This is a genomic window from Pseudomonas sp. TREG-RG-20F-10-E-6-01, from assembly GCF_022662455.1.
Taxonomy (GTDB): domain Bacteria; phylum Pseudomonadota; class Gammaproteobacteria; order Pseudomonadales; family Pseudomonadaceae; genus Aquipseudomonas.
This window is the reverse complement of record NZ_JAKNQP010000002.1, coordinates 511,045-524,526: the sequence shown is the minus strand read 5'-3', so window position 1 is coordinate 524,526 and position 13,482 is coordinate 511,045. Positions and strand designations below refer to the sequence as shown.

Annotated in this window: 10 protein-coding genes; 3 read left to right on the top strand and 7 right to left on the bottom strand. The window is 61.9% G+C overall.

What is annotated here, in order from left to right; all coding sequences use genetic code 11:
• Position 1: 1 nt before the first annotated feature.
• The 7 genes from L8K08_RS08765 to L8K08_RS08735 form a co-directional block, all read right to left on the bottom strand.
• Positions 2–2,710 carry a nitrate reductase gene (locus tag L8K08_RS08765; protein WP_242195895.1) on the bottom strand — a complete coding sequence of 903 codons (2,709 nt, stop codon included), beginning with the start codon at positions 2,708–2,710 and terminating at the stop codon, positions 2–4.
• Positions 2,710–3,027: a nitrite reductase small subunit NirD gene (gene nirD / locus L8K08_RS08760; RefSeq protein WP_145159126.1), complete on the bottom strand. Its 318-nt coding sequence runs from the start codon at positions 3,025–3,027 to the stop codon at positions 2,710–2,712. Before nirD ends, L8K08_RS08765 begins: the two co-directional genes overlap by 1 nt.
• Positions 3,024–5,477 (bottom strand): nitrite reductase large subunit NirB, encoded by a 2,454-nt coding sequence (gene nirB / locus L8K08_RS08755; protein ID WP_242195892.1) that lies wholly within the window; start codon positions 5,475–5,477, stop codon positions 3,024–3,026. The genes nirD and nirB overlap by 4 nt, the downstream gene beginning before the upstream one ends.
• 235 nt (positions 5,478–5,712) lie before the next feature.
• Positions 5,713–7,383, bottom strand: coding sequence for a bifunctional protein-serine/threonine kinase/phosphatase (locus tag L8K08_RS08750; RefSeq protein ID WP_242195891.1), 1,671 nt, complete (start codon positions 7,381–7,383; stop codon positions 5,713–5,715).
• On the bottom strand, positions 7,383–8,594 hold the full coding sequence (locus L8K08_RS08745) for a nitrate/nitrite transporter (RefSeq protein ID WP_124418244.1): 1,212 nt from the start codon (positions 8,592–8,594) through the stop codon (positions 7,383–7,385). The genes L8K08_RS08750 and L8K08_RS08745 overlap by 1 nt, the downstream gene beginning before the upstream one ends.
• Before the next feature lie 211 nt (positions 8,595–8,805).
• The gene (locus L8K08_RS08740) at positions 8,806–9,381 is read right to left on the bottom strand and encodes an ANTAR domain-containing protein (RefSeq protein ID WP_083357333.1); all 576 of its coding nucleotides are present in this window, start codon (positions 9,379–9,381) and stop codon (positions 8,806–8,808) included.
• A 13-nt stretch (positions 9,382–9,394) separates the two neighbouring features.
• The gene (locus L8K08_RS08735) at positions 9,395–10,621 is read right to left on the bottom strand and encodes a CmpA/NrtA family ABC transporter substrate-binding protein (RefSeq protein ID WP_242195887.1); all 1,227 of its coding nucleotides are present in this window, start codon (positions 10,619–10,621) and stop codon (positions 9,395–9,397) included.
• Positions 10,622–10,879: 258 nt separating this feature from the next.
• On the opposite strand from L8K08_RS08735, the gene sctC reads away from it, so the two are divergent.
• From sctC to L8K08_RS08720, 3 genes are all read left to right on the top strand, one after another.
• Positions 10,880–12,358, top strand: coding sequence for a type III secretion system outer membrane ring subunit SctC (gene sctC / locus L8K08_RS08730; protein ID WP_242195884.1), 1,479 nt, complete (start codon positions 10,880–10,882; stop codon positions 12,356–12,358).
• 202 nt (positions 12,359–12,560) lie between these two features.
• Positions 12,561–12,962, top strand: a complete 402-nt coding sequence (locus L8K08_RS08725) for a winged helix-turn-helix domain-containing protein (RefSeq protein WP_106576312.1) — start codon at positions 12,561–12,563, stop codon at positions 12,960–12,962.
• On the top strand, positions 12,955–13,410 hold the full coding sequence (locus L8K08_RS08720; RefSeq protein ID WP_145159113.1) for a transglycosylase SLT domain-containing protein: 456 nt from the start codon (positions 12,955–12,957) through the stop codon (positions 13,408–13,410). The genes L8K08_RS08725 and L8K08_RS08720 overlap by 8 nt, the downstream gene beginning before the upstream one ends.
• Positions 13,411–13,482 lie beyond the last annotated feature (72 nt).

The following is a 13,482-nucleotide window of genomic DNA, read 5'->3' as shown; positions in this document are numbered from 1 at the left end:
CTCACACACTGATTGCGATTGGCTGCGGGTTGCTGGCCAAAAGACGTTTGATTTCCGGTACGCACGAGCCGCATTGCGTGCCGCAGCCCAGCGCCTGTTTGAGCCCGTTAAGGTCCAGGCCGCGAGTGATGCCTGCGCACACGGCGTTTTCGCTGACGTTCTTGCAGTTGCACACAATCTTGCCGCTGGCTGCCGCACCGCCCGGCGGCGCACTGAGCGGTGCCAGCAGCCAGCGTCGCAATTGATCGTCAGTGCGGCCTTCCAGCCAAAGGCTTTGCAACCAATGCCGAGCCAGGGTTTCACCGGCCAGGCGCAACGCGGTAATCCGGCCTTTTTCGATTTTTACGCGTTTACCGATCGAGCGACGCGGGTCGTCGTACGCCATCACTGGGCCGTCGTTGAGCCCCAGCAGTGCGTCGATACGGGTCAGCAGTTGCAGGTCGGGCGCCTCGGTATGTGCCGCGCGCACCACCAGTGCCGGCCGTTCGCGCCCGGCCAGGCTCAGGCTCACGTAGGCAAAGCCCTCGCACAGCGGGCGCAGTGCCTCGACGTGTTGCTGCACATCGCCTTCGATCAACGCAAACAGCTGCCACGGCAGTTGCACAGCCTCCAGGCGTACACCGCTGTGTTTGAGTTCTGGCTGTTTCGACAAAGGGTCGAAGGCTGGCTGGGTCAGCGTATTCACGCCCCCCTTGAGAAAACGGTCACCCCAATGCATCGGCAGGAACGCTTGGCCGGGGCGCACGCTGTCATCACTGTTGATGGCAACCACCACGCTGCCGCGGCGGCTCTTGAGGTTGACCAGGTCACCGTCCTTGAAGCGATGGCGGCGCAACTCATCCGGGTGCAGGCTCAGCAGTGCCTCGCTCACATGCCCAAACAACTGGGCTGCAGTGCCTGTGCGACTCATGCCGTGCCATTGATCACGCAGGCGGCCGGTGATCAGCGTCAGCGGAAAACGTGCGTCGCGCTGCTCTTTGGCGGCGCGGTAGGGGTCGGCAACAAAGTGCGCGCGACCGCTCTCGGTCGGGAATACGCCGTCGGTGTACAGGCGCGCAGTTCCAGATTGCGCGCCCGCGGGAAACGGCCATTGCTGCGGACCCATCCGATCGAGCAGGGCATGGCTGATGCCCGACAGGTCAAGGTCGCGGTTGCGGGTCAGCAGTTTGTACTCATCAAAGATCTGCGAGGGGTGTTCAAAGGCGAAAAGCCCCGGTTTTCCGGGACGAAGGCGTCGCTCCAGGCGCTGGGCAAAATCCACAGTGATTGCCCAATCCGGACGCGCCTCCCCAGGTGGGGCGATGGCCCGTTGCACGTGGGAAATGCGCCGTTCAGAGTTGGTCACCGTACCTTCTTTCTCGCCCCAACTGGCTGCTGGTAACAGCAGGTCAGCGAAACGGGCCGTCTCGGTTGTACGAAAAGCTTCCTGTAGCACCACGAAAGGGCACGTCTCCAAGGCCATGCGCACGGTGTTTTGGTCGGGCAAGGAGTGGGCGGGGTTGGTGCAGGCGATCCACAACGCCTTGATCTTGCCGGCCTGTACCTGTTCAAACAGTTCGATGGCGGTCAGCCCGGTGCTGGCGGGCAGTTGTTCAACCCCCCAATACGCGGCCACTTCGGCCCGATGTTCCGGGTTGGTCGCCTCGCGATGGCCGGGCAGCAAATTCGACAAACTGCCGGTCTCGCGCCCACCCATCGCATTCGGCTGGCCAGTCAGGGAAAACGGCCCACAGCCCGCTCGGCCCAGCGTGCCGGTGGCCAGGTGCAAGTTGATCAGCGCGCTGTTCTTGGCGCTGCCGACGGTGGATTGGTTGAGCCCCATGCACCATAGCGACAGAAAACTGCTGGAGGTGCCGACCCATTCGGCGCACAGGCGCAGTTGCTCGACGCTGATCCCGCACAGCTGAGTGACCATTTGCGGCGTGTAGTCATGCACCAGCCGTTTCAGCTCGGCCAGCCCATCGGTATGCGCCTGGATAAAGTCTCGGTCGACCCAGTCTTCCCACAGCAACAGATGCAAAATCCCATGGAACAACGCTACATCCGTCCCAGGCAGGATGGCCAGGTGCAGGTCAGCCAAATCGCAGGTGTCCGTGCGGCGTGGGTCAATCACCAGCACTTTCATCTGCGGGCGCCGCGCTTTGGCTTCCTCAAGGCGTCGGAACAACACCGGGTGGGCGTAGGCCATGTTGCTGCCGACGATCATTACGCAGTCGCTGCACTCCAGGTCTTCATAACTGCACGGCGGCGCATCGGCGCCCAGGCTGCGCTTGTAGCCCACCACTGCCGAGGACATGCACAGCCGCGAGTTGCTGTCGATGTTGTTGGTGCCGACCAGTGCGCGCGCCAGCTTGTTGAAGCTGTAGTAGTCCTCGGTCAGCAATTGCCCGGAAATATAGAACGCCACGCTGTCCGGCCCGTGTGCGCTGATGGTTTCGGCGAACACGTTGGCCGCGTGCTCCAGTGCGGTTTCCCAGTCAGTGCGTGCCCGCGCCAGGCCTTTGCCCAGACGCAGCTGCGGGTACAAGGCGCGGGCCGCCAAGTCGCCGGTCAGGTGCAGACTTGAGCCTTTGCTGCACAACTTGCCGAAGTTCGCCGGGTGGTTCGGGTCGCCTTGTACACCGAGGATCTGCGCGCCATCGTGCTCGATCAGCACGCCGCAACCCACCCCGCAGTAACAGCAGGTGGACGCGGTGACCTGGCGGTTCATCAACCCGCGTCCCGCAGGGCCAGCATGACCCGGCCGTTTTCCACGCGGGCGTGGTGATGGTGCGCGCAGCCGATGTCCGGTGCCTGGGCTTCGCCGGATGCCAGATCAATCTGCCAGTTGTGCAGTGGGCAGGCCACGCGCTTGCCGTAGATCAGGCCTTGGGACAACGGACCGCCCTTGTGCGGGCAGCGGTCGTCGAGGGCGAACACTTCGTCATCACTGGTACGAAAAATCGCGATATCGCCTTTGGGCCCATTGATGATGCGCGAGCCCAGGGCGTTGATTTCATCGAGTGCGCAGATATCCAGCCAGTTCATACCGGCACCTCCAGCTGTTTGACGGGGATGACCTCGAATTCCTTTTTCAGCAGCGGCTGTTCCAGGCGTTCTTTCCAAGGGTCTTGTTCGAACGACAGCGAAAACTGCAGGCGCTCGTTGAGGGCTTGGCGGCGAGCCGGGTCTTCCAGTACGGCCTTCTTGATGTGCTCCATGCCCACGCGTTGCAGGTAATGCACGGTGCGCTCGAGGTAGAAGGCTTCTTCGCGGTAAAGCTGCAGGAAAGCGCCGTTGTATTCACGGACTTCGTCGGCGGTTTTGAGCTTGACGAAAAACTCCGCGACTTCGGTTTTGATCCCGCCGTTGCCGCCGATGTACATCTCCCAGCCCGAATCCACGCCGATGATGCCCACGTCCTTGATGCCGGCTTCCGAGCAATTGCGTGGGCAACCGGAGACCGCCAGCTTGACCTTGTGCGGCGACCACATATTGAACAGGTCATGCTCCAGCTCAATGCCCAACTGCGTCGAGTTCTGCGTGCCAAAACGGCAGAACTCACTGCCGACGCAAGTCTTCACGGTGCGGATGGATTTGCCATAGGCGTGACCGGAAGGCATGTCGAGGTCTTTCCAAACCCCTGGCAGGTCCTGTTTCTTGATACCCAGCAGGTCGATGCGTTGCCCGCCGGTGACCTTGACCATCGGCACGTTGTACTTGTCGGCCACGTCGGCAATACGCCGCAGCTCTGACGGATTGGTCACACCGCCCCACATCCGCGGGACTACGGAGTAGGTGCCGTCTTTCTGAATGTTGGCGTGGGCGCGTTCGTTGATCAGGCGCGATTGCGGGTCATCCTTGGCTTCGCCTGGCCAAGTGGAGATCAGGTAATAGTTGAGCGCCGGGCGGCAGGTGGCGCAGCCGTTGGGTGTGCGCCAGTTCAGGTAGCTCATGGTGCCGGCGATGGTCAGCAAGTGCTGATCGCGGATGGCCTGGCGAATTTGCCCGTGGTTGAGGTCGCTGCAACCGCAGATCGCCTTTTCGCTCTTCGGTTTGACGTCCGCGGCACCGCCCACGGTGTTGATCAGGATCTGTTCCACCAGCCCGGCGCAGGAGCCACAGGAGCTGGCGGCCTTGGTGTGCTTCTTGACCTCGTCAACGCTGAAGAGCCCGTGCGCCTGGATCGCCTTGACGATGGTGCCCTTGCACACGCCGTTGCAGCCGCAGACTTCGGCGTTGTCGGCCATGCTCATGGCCTTGTCCTGGCCTTGATGGCCGACATCGCCTAAAGCGTTTTCGCCGAACATCAAGTGATCGCGGATCTCACCAATCGCATGATTCTCACGGATCTGACGGAAATACCAACCGCCGTCCGCGGTATCGCCGTACAGGCAGGCGCCGACCAGGATGTCGTCCTTGATCACCAGTTTTTTGTACACGCCGCCAATCGGGTCGCTGAGGGTGATGGTTTCGGTGCCTTCGCCGCCCATAAAGTCGCCGGCGGAGAACAGGTCGATACCGGTGACCTTTAATTTGGTTGAGGTGACCGAGCCCTTGTAGGTGGCAAAGCCCAGCTGCGCTAGGTGATTGGCGCAGACTTTGGCTTGCTCGAACAGTGGCGCAACCAGGCCATAGGCGATGCCACGATGGCTGGCGCATTCGCCGATGGCATAAATGCGTGGGTCGTAGGTCTGCAAGGTGTCGTTGACCAAAATCCCGCGGTTGCACGGGATACCGGATTTTTCTGCGAGTTCGGTGTTGGGGCGGATGCCGGCGGCCATCACCACCAGGTCAGCGGGGATGACGTCGCCGTTCTTGAATTGCACCGAGCCGACACGGCCGTTACCGGCATCGTGCAGCGCCTGGGTCTGTTCTTGTAGACGGAACACCAGACCACGGCTTTCCAGTTCGGTTTGCAGCAGTTGGCCGCTGGTCTTGTCCAACTGCCGCTCCAACAGCCATTCGCCGATATGCACCACGGTCACGTGCATGCCGCGCAGCATCAGGCCGTTGGCGGCCTCCAGGCCGAGCAAGCCACCGCCGATCACCACAGCGTGCTTGTGGGTTTTGGCGGTGTCGATCATGGCCTGAGTGTCGGCGATGTCGCGGTAGCCGATCACGCCTTTCAAGGTATTGCCTGGGATCGGCAGGATAAATGGCGTCGAACCGGTGGCGATCAGCAGGCGATCGTATTCGGCTGCGGTGCCGTCTTCGGCGATGACCAGGCGTTTGACACGGTCGATCTGCACCACTTTGCGGTTGAGCAACAGCTTGATGTGGTTATCCAGGTACCAGTCGAGCTCGTTGAGCACGATCTCTTCGAACGTTTGCTCGCCGGCCAGCACCGGCGACAGCAGAATGCGGTTGTAGTTGGTGTGGGGCTCGGCGCCGAACACGGTGATGTCGTACAGGTCGCTGCTCAGCTTGAGCAATTCTTCAAGGGTGCGAACCCCGGCCATGCCGTTGCCGATCATCACCAATTTGAGTTTTTTCATGTCGTTCTCCGCAATGGCTCGACCAATTACGCGCAAACAAAAAAAGGCGTCCCCGCTAGTGATCTAGCGAGGACGCCTTTGTCCTGGTCCCGTTCTCTCGGGAAGCTCGCTCCTTCGACGTTGAAGGGACGGCTGTATGTGTGTTGTTGGGGAAGCTAATGCAGTGGCTGTGCCAAGTTGGCCAGCTTGCGGGTTTATTGGGGCTTTGAGTCAACGCTGCCTGGAAATTTGCCCTCTAGCGGTGCAACAGCCAGTACAGCAGCACCAGATTGATCAGCAGCGACATGGCGGCCAGGCTTTGCCAGACCTTGAGCGGTTCGCGCTCCAGCAAGGGCCGTGGTCGCACGCTCAATTCACGGCGGTCGGCCTGCTCCAGCACCAGCAGCCATTCTTCGGCGGTTTCATAACGTTGCGCGGGTGAGGCCGCCACGGCGCGTTCCAGACTCAGTGGCAACCAGTCAGGCAGGTCGGGACGATAGCGGCTGGCGCTGACGGGCTGGGCGAAACGCGGCCGTTGGAAAGCTTCGATTTCGCCGTAGGGATAATGCCCGGTCAGCAGGTAATACAAGCTAACGCCGACACTGTATAAATCCTGCTGCGGCGTAGGCGGCTCGCCGCTGAACGCCTCGGGTGCGATAAAACTTGGCGTGCCGGGCAGCAAATGAGCGCGGTCTTCGGAGAGCCCCGGGCAATAGGCCAGGCCAAAATCCAGCACGCGCAGTTCGCCATCGTCACCCAGCAGCAGGTTTTCCGGCTTGATATCGCGGTGCAGGATTTGTCGCCGGTGCAGCAGGCCCATCGCCCGCAGCAACCGCTCGGCGATGGACTGCCACTGCGCCAAGGGCAATGGACCCTGGTGCCGGAACAGTTCGGCAAGGGTTTGCCCCGGGTATTCGCGCATCACGTAGTACAGATGCTGTCGCCCACTGGCCGCGTGAACTTCAGGAAACGCGCGCCCGGCAACCCGGCGCAAAAACCACTCTTCAGATAGCAACGCTTGGCCGGCATCGCTGTCATCGTCGCGGTTGAGCGGCAAGGTTTTCAGCAGCCAGGGTTGCTGCTGGGCATCACGTACCCGGTACAGCAACGACTGTCGGCTCTGCGCCAGCAGGCTTTCAACCTGCCAGCCTTCAAAGCGCTGCCCGGGTTTGAGCGAAGGGGGCAGCGGCCATTGCTGCAACTGCACCAGCGCATCGCCCAGGGTGGCGGCGCCGAGCTGGTCGATGCGCACCAGCAGGGCGCTGGCATTGTCCTGGCTGGCGGCCAGGTGCGCGGCGTTGACCAGCGTTCTGACCGCCACATCGAGGTTAGTTTGCTCGCGCAGGATCGCACTGATGCTGTGCTCACCCAAGGCGGCCCACACGCCATCGCTGAGCAATAAAAAACATTCGCCTGCGCGCAGTTCACCGTCGAGAAAATCCAGCACCAGGTGTTGGTCCAGGCCGAGCGCGCGCTTGAGCACGTGCTGCATGCCCGGTTGTTCCCACACATGGTCTTCGCTGATGCGCTGCAACTCGCCGTCCAGCCAGCGATACACCCGGCAATCGCCGACATGCGCGAGGGTGAAGCGTTGGCCGCGAAACACCAGCGCACTCAAGGTGGTCAGCAGCGGCTGGCCGCCGCCGTTGGCCTGCAACCAGCGATTCTGCGCCAGCAACAGACGCTCGAGCGCCTGGGCCACGCCCCAGGTTTGCGGCGTGGCGTAGTAGTCCAGCGCCAGCGCCTGCAAGGTCGAGCGCGCCGCCAGGCCGCCATCGGCGCATTGGCTGACGCCATCGGCGATGGCGCACAGGTAACCTTTACTCGCCGCCAGTTCCGCCACGGGTGTGACGACGCGCAGGGCGTCCTGGTTTTCGGCCCGAGGGCCAATGGCGCTGGCTTGCGCGACACTCAGTTGCAAGCCCATCAGACGCGCGCGGCGGTCACGGCGGCCGAACCCCAGGTGGTTCTCCAGCGACGTTTGACCCCGTGCAGCCCGAACCAGGCCAGCACGCCGAGGCTGGCGAACAGCCACAGGGCCATTTGATAACTGCCGGTGCTTTGCTTGATCGCGCCCATGCCTGCCGCGAGGGCGAAGCCGCCGATCCCGCCGGCCATGCCGATCAGGCCGGTCATCACGCCGATCTCGCGGCGAAAACGCTGGGGCACCAGTTGAAACACCGCGCCATTACCTGCGCCGAGGCCGAGCATGGTGCAGACGAAAAGTGCCAAGGCCGCGTAAGAACTTGGCAGATTGAAACCCACCGCCGCGATGCAGATTGCCGCCACGCTGTACATGCCGAGCAGGGTGCGAATCCCGCCGAATCGGTCCGCCAGGGCACCACCCAACGGGCGCATCAGGCTGCCGCCAAACACGCAGGCGGCGGTGTAGTAGCCGGCGGTCACCGGGCTCAAGCCGTATTGGTCGTTAAAGTAGCCGGGCAGGGCGCTGGCCAGGCCGATAAAACCGCCGAACGTCACGCTGTAAAAGAACATGAACCACCAGCTGTCGCGGTCGCCCAGGGCTTTAAAGTAGTCGGCCATGGATTTGGCCTTCGGGCGTTCCGGGGCATTGCGCGCAAGCCAGGCGAAGACGACCAGCGTGATGACCAATGGAATCAGCGCGAAGCCGAACACATTGCTCCAGCCAAACGCGGCGGCGAGTACCGGTGCCAGCAATGCAGCAAACACGGTGCCGGAGTTGCCGGCACCGGCGATGCCCATGGCCTTGCCCTGGTGTTCCGCGGGATACCACTGAGAGGCCAGCGGCAGGGCGACCGCAAACGACGCGCCCGCCATGCCCAGAAACATGCCCAGCAGCAGGGCCTGCTCGTAACTGTGGATGCCCAGTTGCCAGGCGCCGAACAGTGCGGCAATCACAATGACCTGGCCGATCAGCCCGGCGGTTTTAGGCGACAGTTTGTCGGCCAGCATGCCCATCAGAAAACGCAACACCGCGCCGGCCAGGATCGGCGTGGCCACTACCAGCCCGCGCTGTTGGGTGGTCAAGTGCAGGTCGGCGGCAATCTGCACCGCCAGCGGGCCCAGCAGGTACCAGACCATGAAACTCAGGTCGAAATACAGGAACGCGGCAAACAGGGTCGGGGTGTGCCCGGATTTCCAGAAGCTTGATTTCATCACGCACCTCAACGGTTGGGGTCTTGTAAGAAGGCCAAGTGATGGGGCCGCTGGCTAAAAGCCGCCCCATCGGCCCCAGGCGCTGGGGCCAAAACGAAAAAACGCCGCCATCGGGTTCGCGAGGGCAAACCGGATGGGCGACGTCTTTGTCGTAGAAGGGGCAACCGCCGTTGGTTACCTGTGGTGAATGCTTAGCAAGAGCTGCGCCAGATCAGCCAAGCAACTCGCTCATGGCGATAATCTGCTCCGCCACCTGGATCAGTTTCTGTTGGCGGCTCATGGCTTGGCGGCGCATCAGGGTGTAGGCCTCTTCTTCGTTGCAGTGCTTCATTTTCATCAGCATGCCTTTGGCCAGCTCGATGCGTTTACGCTCGGCCAGTTGCTGGTCGCGCGCCTGGAGCTGGGCGCGCAAGGCCTGGTCGCTTTCAAAGCGGGCCATGGCCACGTCCAGGATCGGCTGCAGGCGCTGGGCCTGAATGCCTTCGACGATATAAGCGCTGACCCCGGATTTGATGGCCTGGCGCATTACGTTCGGGTCGTGTTCGTCGGTAAACATCACGATCGGCCGCGGCTGATCGCGGCTGACCAGTACCACCTGCTCCATTACATCTCGGCCAGGTGACTCGGTATCGATCAGGATCACGTCCGGGCGCACCGTTTCGACGCGCGCGGGCAGGTCAATGGTCAGGCCGGACTCATCGATCACCTCGAACCCGGCTTCGATCAATGCGGCCTTGAGGCGCCCGACCTTGCGCGGCGTATCGTTGATTAACAGGATGCGTAACATAAAGGTCGTCCTGTCAGCGCTGCACTTCGTGGCTGGGGTGGTCTGCCATGGCGTGCAGTCGGAAGCTGCGCGCGTAGGCGGCGGGGTCGGAGCCGTCCCAGATTTTGCCGTCGATCAGCTGGCTGCTGCGCATGTCCGCTGCGTTTGCGTTGACGCCAACGGCGGCAGCGGCCTGACGGTATAAAGCCAGTTGCTGCACGCGGCGGGCCACGCCCAGGTAGTCCGGATCTTCGCGCAGCAAGCCCCAGCGCCGAAACTGGGTCATGAACCACATACCGTCGCAAAGGTACGGCAGGTTTACCTCGCCATCGCCGAAAAACCGCAGGGCATGTGGGTCTTGCCACTGGTGGCCGAGGCCGTCGTCATAAGCACCCAGCAGGCGTGGTTCGATGCAGTCGAGCGGCGCATCGAGGTAGTCGCGAGCACTGAGTAATTGTGCGGTGGAGCGGCGGTTTTCCTGGCTTTGCTCGATAAAGCGGCTGGCCTCGAGAATCGCCATCACCAGGACGCGAGCGGTGTTCGGGTATTGATCGACAAACGCCTGGGTGCAACCTAGAACCTTTTCCGGATGATTCGGCCAGATCGCCTGGGTGGTCGCCAGGGTGAACCCCTGGTTTTGCTTCACCGCGCTGGCACACCAGGGCTCGCCCACGCAAAACCCATCGATGCGCCCGGCTTGCAGGTGCGCGACCATCTGCGGCGGCGGTACCACCACGCTGTCGACGTCGTGCAACGGATGAATGCCTTGGCTCGCCAGCCAGTAATACAGCCACATGGCGTGAGTGCCTGTGGGAAATGTCTGTGCAAAGGTCAGTTTTGTGCGGCTTTGGTGCACGTGGCGGTCCAGTGCTTCAGGAGTGATCACCCCTTGCTGTTGCAGGCCGCGGGACAGGTTGATGCTCTGGCCGTTCTGGTTGATCCCCATCAGGACGGCCATGTCGGTCGGCGCTACGCCGCCGATGCCCAGGTGCACGGCATAGATCAACCCATAGAGGCTATGGGCGGCGTCCAGTTCGCCGCTGACCAGTTTGTCGCGCAGGTTGGCCCAGGACGATTGGCGCTTGAGGTTCAGCGTCAGGCCGTAGGGTTGGGCGAAACCCTGGGTGGCGGCGACCACCAGCGAGGCGCAATCGGTCAGCGCCATGAAGCCCAGGTCGAGGCTGCTCTTTTCCGGGGCGTCACTGCCGTTCACCCAGGCCAGCGGATGGCTCACCGGGCTGTTGCCGACCGAATCGTTCATCAACACTCACCTTTGCTCAAAAAAAAGCGTCGTAACCCTTGAGGGTTGCGCGGGTGGCAGCGCAAGCCATTGCAGGGAAACGACGCCATTGTCCGTAAGCCTGCTCCGACGTTGGTGCAGGCTTTGATACATAGCCCTTAGCAAGGCACATGCCACGGGGCTTCAAGCGCAGTCCGCCGTCAGCTTTCCATCAAGATTGAAACTCAGCTGCCTTCCAGTATGGCCGCCTCTTTGCGCCAGACGGCGAGGAACATCCACGTGTCTATCCATTCTCCAACCATGCGCAGTTACCGCAGGTTATGCCGCTGGCTGCTGTGCGGTGCACTGCTGTTGGCAAACGCGTGCGCTTTGGGGGGTAGCTATCAGGCGCGGGATGAAAGCCTGCATACCTTTTTTACCGCGCTGTCGGTGCCCTTGGGCTTGCCTGTCGTTGTCAGCCGCGAGGTGGCGCGTAAAACCATCACCGGGCAATTCGACCTTGGGGCGGCGCAGCACACGCTGGAAACCGTCGCCGAGCAGCAAGGCCTGATCTGGTACAGCGACGGGCAGGTGCTTTACCTGTATGACGCCGGGGAGGCAAAAAGCTCGGCGGTAGCGCTGCGGCATATCTCGGTCGACAGGCTGCGCGGGTTCATGCGCCGTTCCGGGCTCGATGAGTCGCGTTTTCCCCTGAGGGAAAGCGGCGGGCGGACGTTCTATGTGTCCGGGCCACCTAACTATGTCGACCAGGTATTGCACCTGGCTCAACTGATGGACAAGCAGCGCACCGAGGTACGCGTCGGCACGCAAACCTTCGGTGTGGTGCAGGTGTTCAACACGCACGTGGCGGATCGCACGTATTCGATGGGCGACGACCAGGTCAACGTTCCGGGTATGGCCTCGATGATCGAAAGCGTGCTGGCCAGCGAGCAAAAGAAGGACACGCAACGACCCCCGGGTTTGCTGGTCGACAAGAGCCTGGTGGTGATGGCTTATCCGGATTCAAACAGCCTGTTGATCAAGGGCAAACCTGCTCAGGTGAAGGTGCTTGAGGAGCTGGTGGCGGAGCTCGACAAGCCTAAGCGGCCGATTGAGGTGTCGCTGTGGCAAGTGGAGGTGGAGCGCAGTGAATTCGCCAGAATGGGCGCGGCCTGGGCTCAGGAAACCCAGACCGGGGCTTTCGTGACGCGCGTACTGGAACCTTTGGAAGACAACCGCTTGATGGCACAGCTCGGTGTGCTGGAGCGCCGGCGCAAGGCCAAAGTCGTCGCGTTTCCCGTAATCCTTACCCAGGAAAACGTGCCTGCGGTTTTCCAGGATAACCATACGTTTTACCTGCCACGGCCCGGCGACGATAAGGGTGATTGGCAGCCCGTGCGGTATGGCATTGAAGCCAGTGTGCTCCCGCGCTTCGCCGGAGCGCATCAGATCGAGATGCTGGTGAACCTCGAGGATGGCCGTCAGATGGACAGCACATTCAAGCCCGGCTCGGCAGGAGCGGTGGGGCGAATGGCCGTCAGCTCTGTGGTGCGCGTACCTCAAGGCAGACGCTTGTGGCTGGGTGGTTTTCACCGTGAGGGCGAGGCGACCCGCCGTGGTCGACGCGCGCAGGTACGGCTCTTTGTGATCCAGGCGCGGGCGGTCGGTAGTGAGCCGCGGATGTTGGCCGGTGCTGTCGGCCCGCCGCCGCTGACCCCGAGCCAATATGAGCGTGTGCAGCGTGCGTTTGTGCGCGAACGCCGTGATGTCCTTGAGTGACACAACCCGTTGGTCAGAGCCCTGAAACGCTTTGCGGTCGGTGACTGCGAAAAGTCCTACGTGGCGCCCGCCGAAAGCCTCGATGATATGGGTTTTTTCCTAACGTTGTTCGCGGCTCGGGTTTTTATAGTCGTGATGTTGGCGTATCGGCCGTTTCTGGAAACAAGGAATTCAATGTCAGTAGTCGGGTGCAGAGGTGTGCATGACCCTCGTGAATGATGGGCTGACGGCTGCCTGGGTGTTTGCCGGGTGGACCTTGCAGGGCGATGGCCGATTGATCGGCGAAGGCGCGGATATTCAGTTGCCGCCCAAGGAGTGGCATGTACTGCGGCTGCTGTTGGCTTCTGACGGAGCATTGATGACCAAGGATCGTCTGCTTGAGTTGGTCTGGCCCCGAGGGGAGGTTGCAGAGGAATCGCTGACGCGCTGTATCTACGCATTGCGCAAGCAGCTGAAGAAGGACAAGGGCTTTATCAAGACAATTTACGGCAGGGGGTATCGCTTTACCTGTGCCGTGAAAGCCGAGCAGCGCGCCATTCTCCAGACGGGGCCAGGGCGTGTGCAACGCATCTGCTCGGCTTGTGGGCAGGTGACTCATGATTAATCGATTGGGCAAAGCGTTGGTGTTGAGCCTGTTGATGGGCAGCCATCAGGCCTGGGCCAATTGCTGGGAAGAGGTGGCTAGCCGCTATGACCTCGAACCGGAGCTCTTGCAGGCCATCGCCGCTGTGGAATCGGGTTACCGCGCGCACGCCGTGAACGCGCTCAACAGCGATGGCTCCCGGGATATTGGCCTGATGCAGATCAACAGCATGCACTTGCCTCGCCTGGCCAAGCAGGGCATTACCGAGGAGCGGTTGTTGAGTGAGCCCTGTTTGTCGGTCGAGGTGGGCGCCTCAATACTTGCCGGGTTTATCCAGCGTTTCGGTTACAACTGGACAGCCGTGGGCTCCTACAACGCCGGCGCGGCACCTGAGCGTGAAGCGTTGCGTTTGCGCTACGCAGAAAAAATATGGGCGCGGTATGAGGCGTTGGTAGCACAACGTCATTGACGATTGGACGGCGCACCTCGCACCTGGCGCGCCACCCCGGCTATAATCGGCGCCACCTTTCGCCGCCATCCG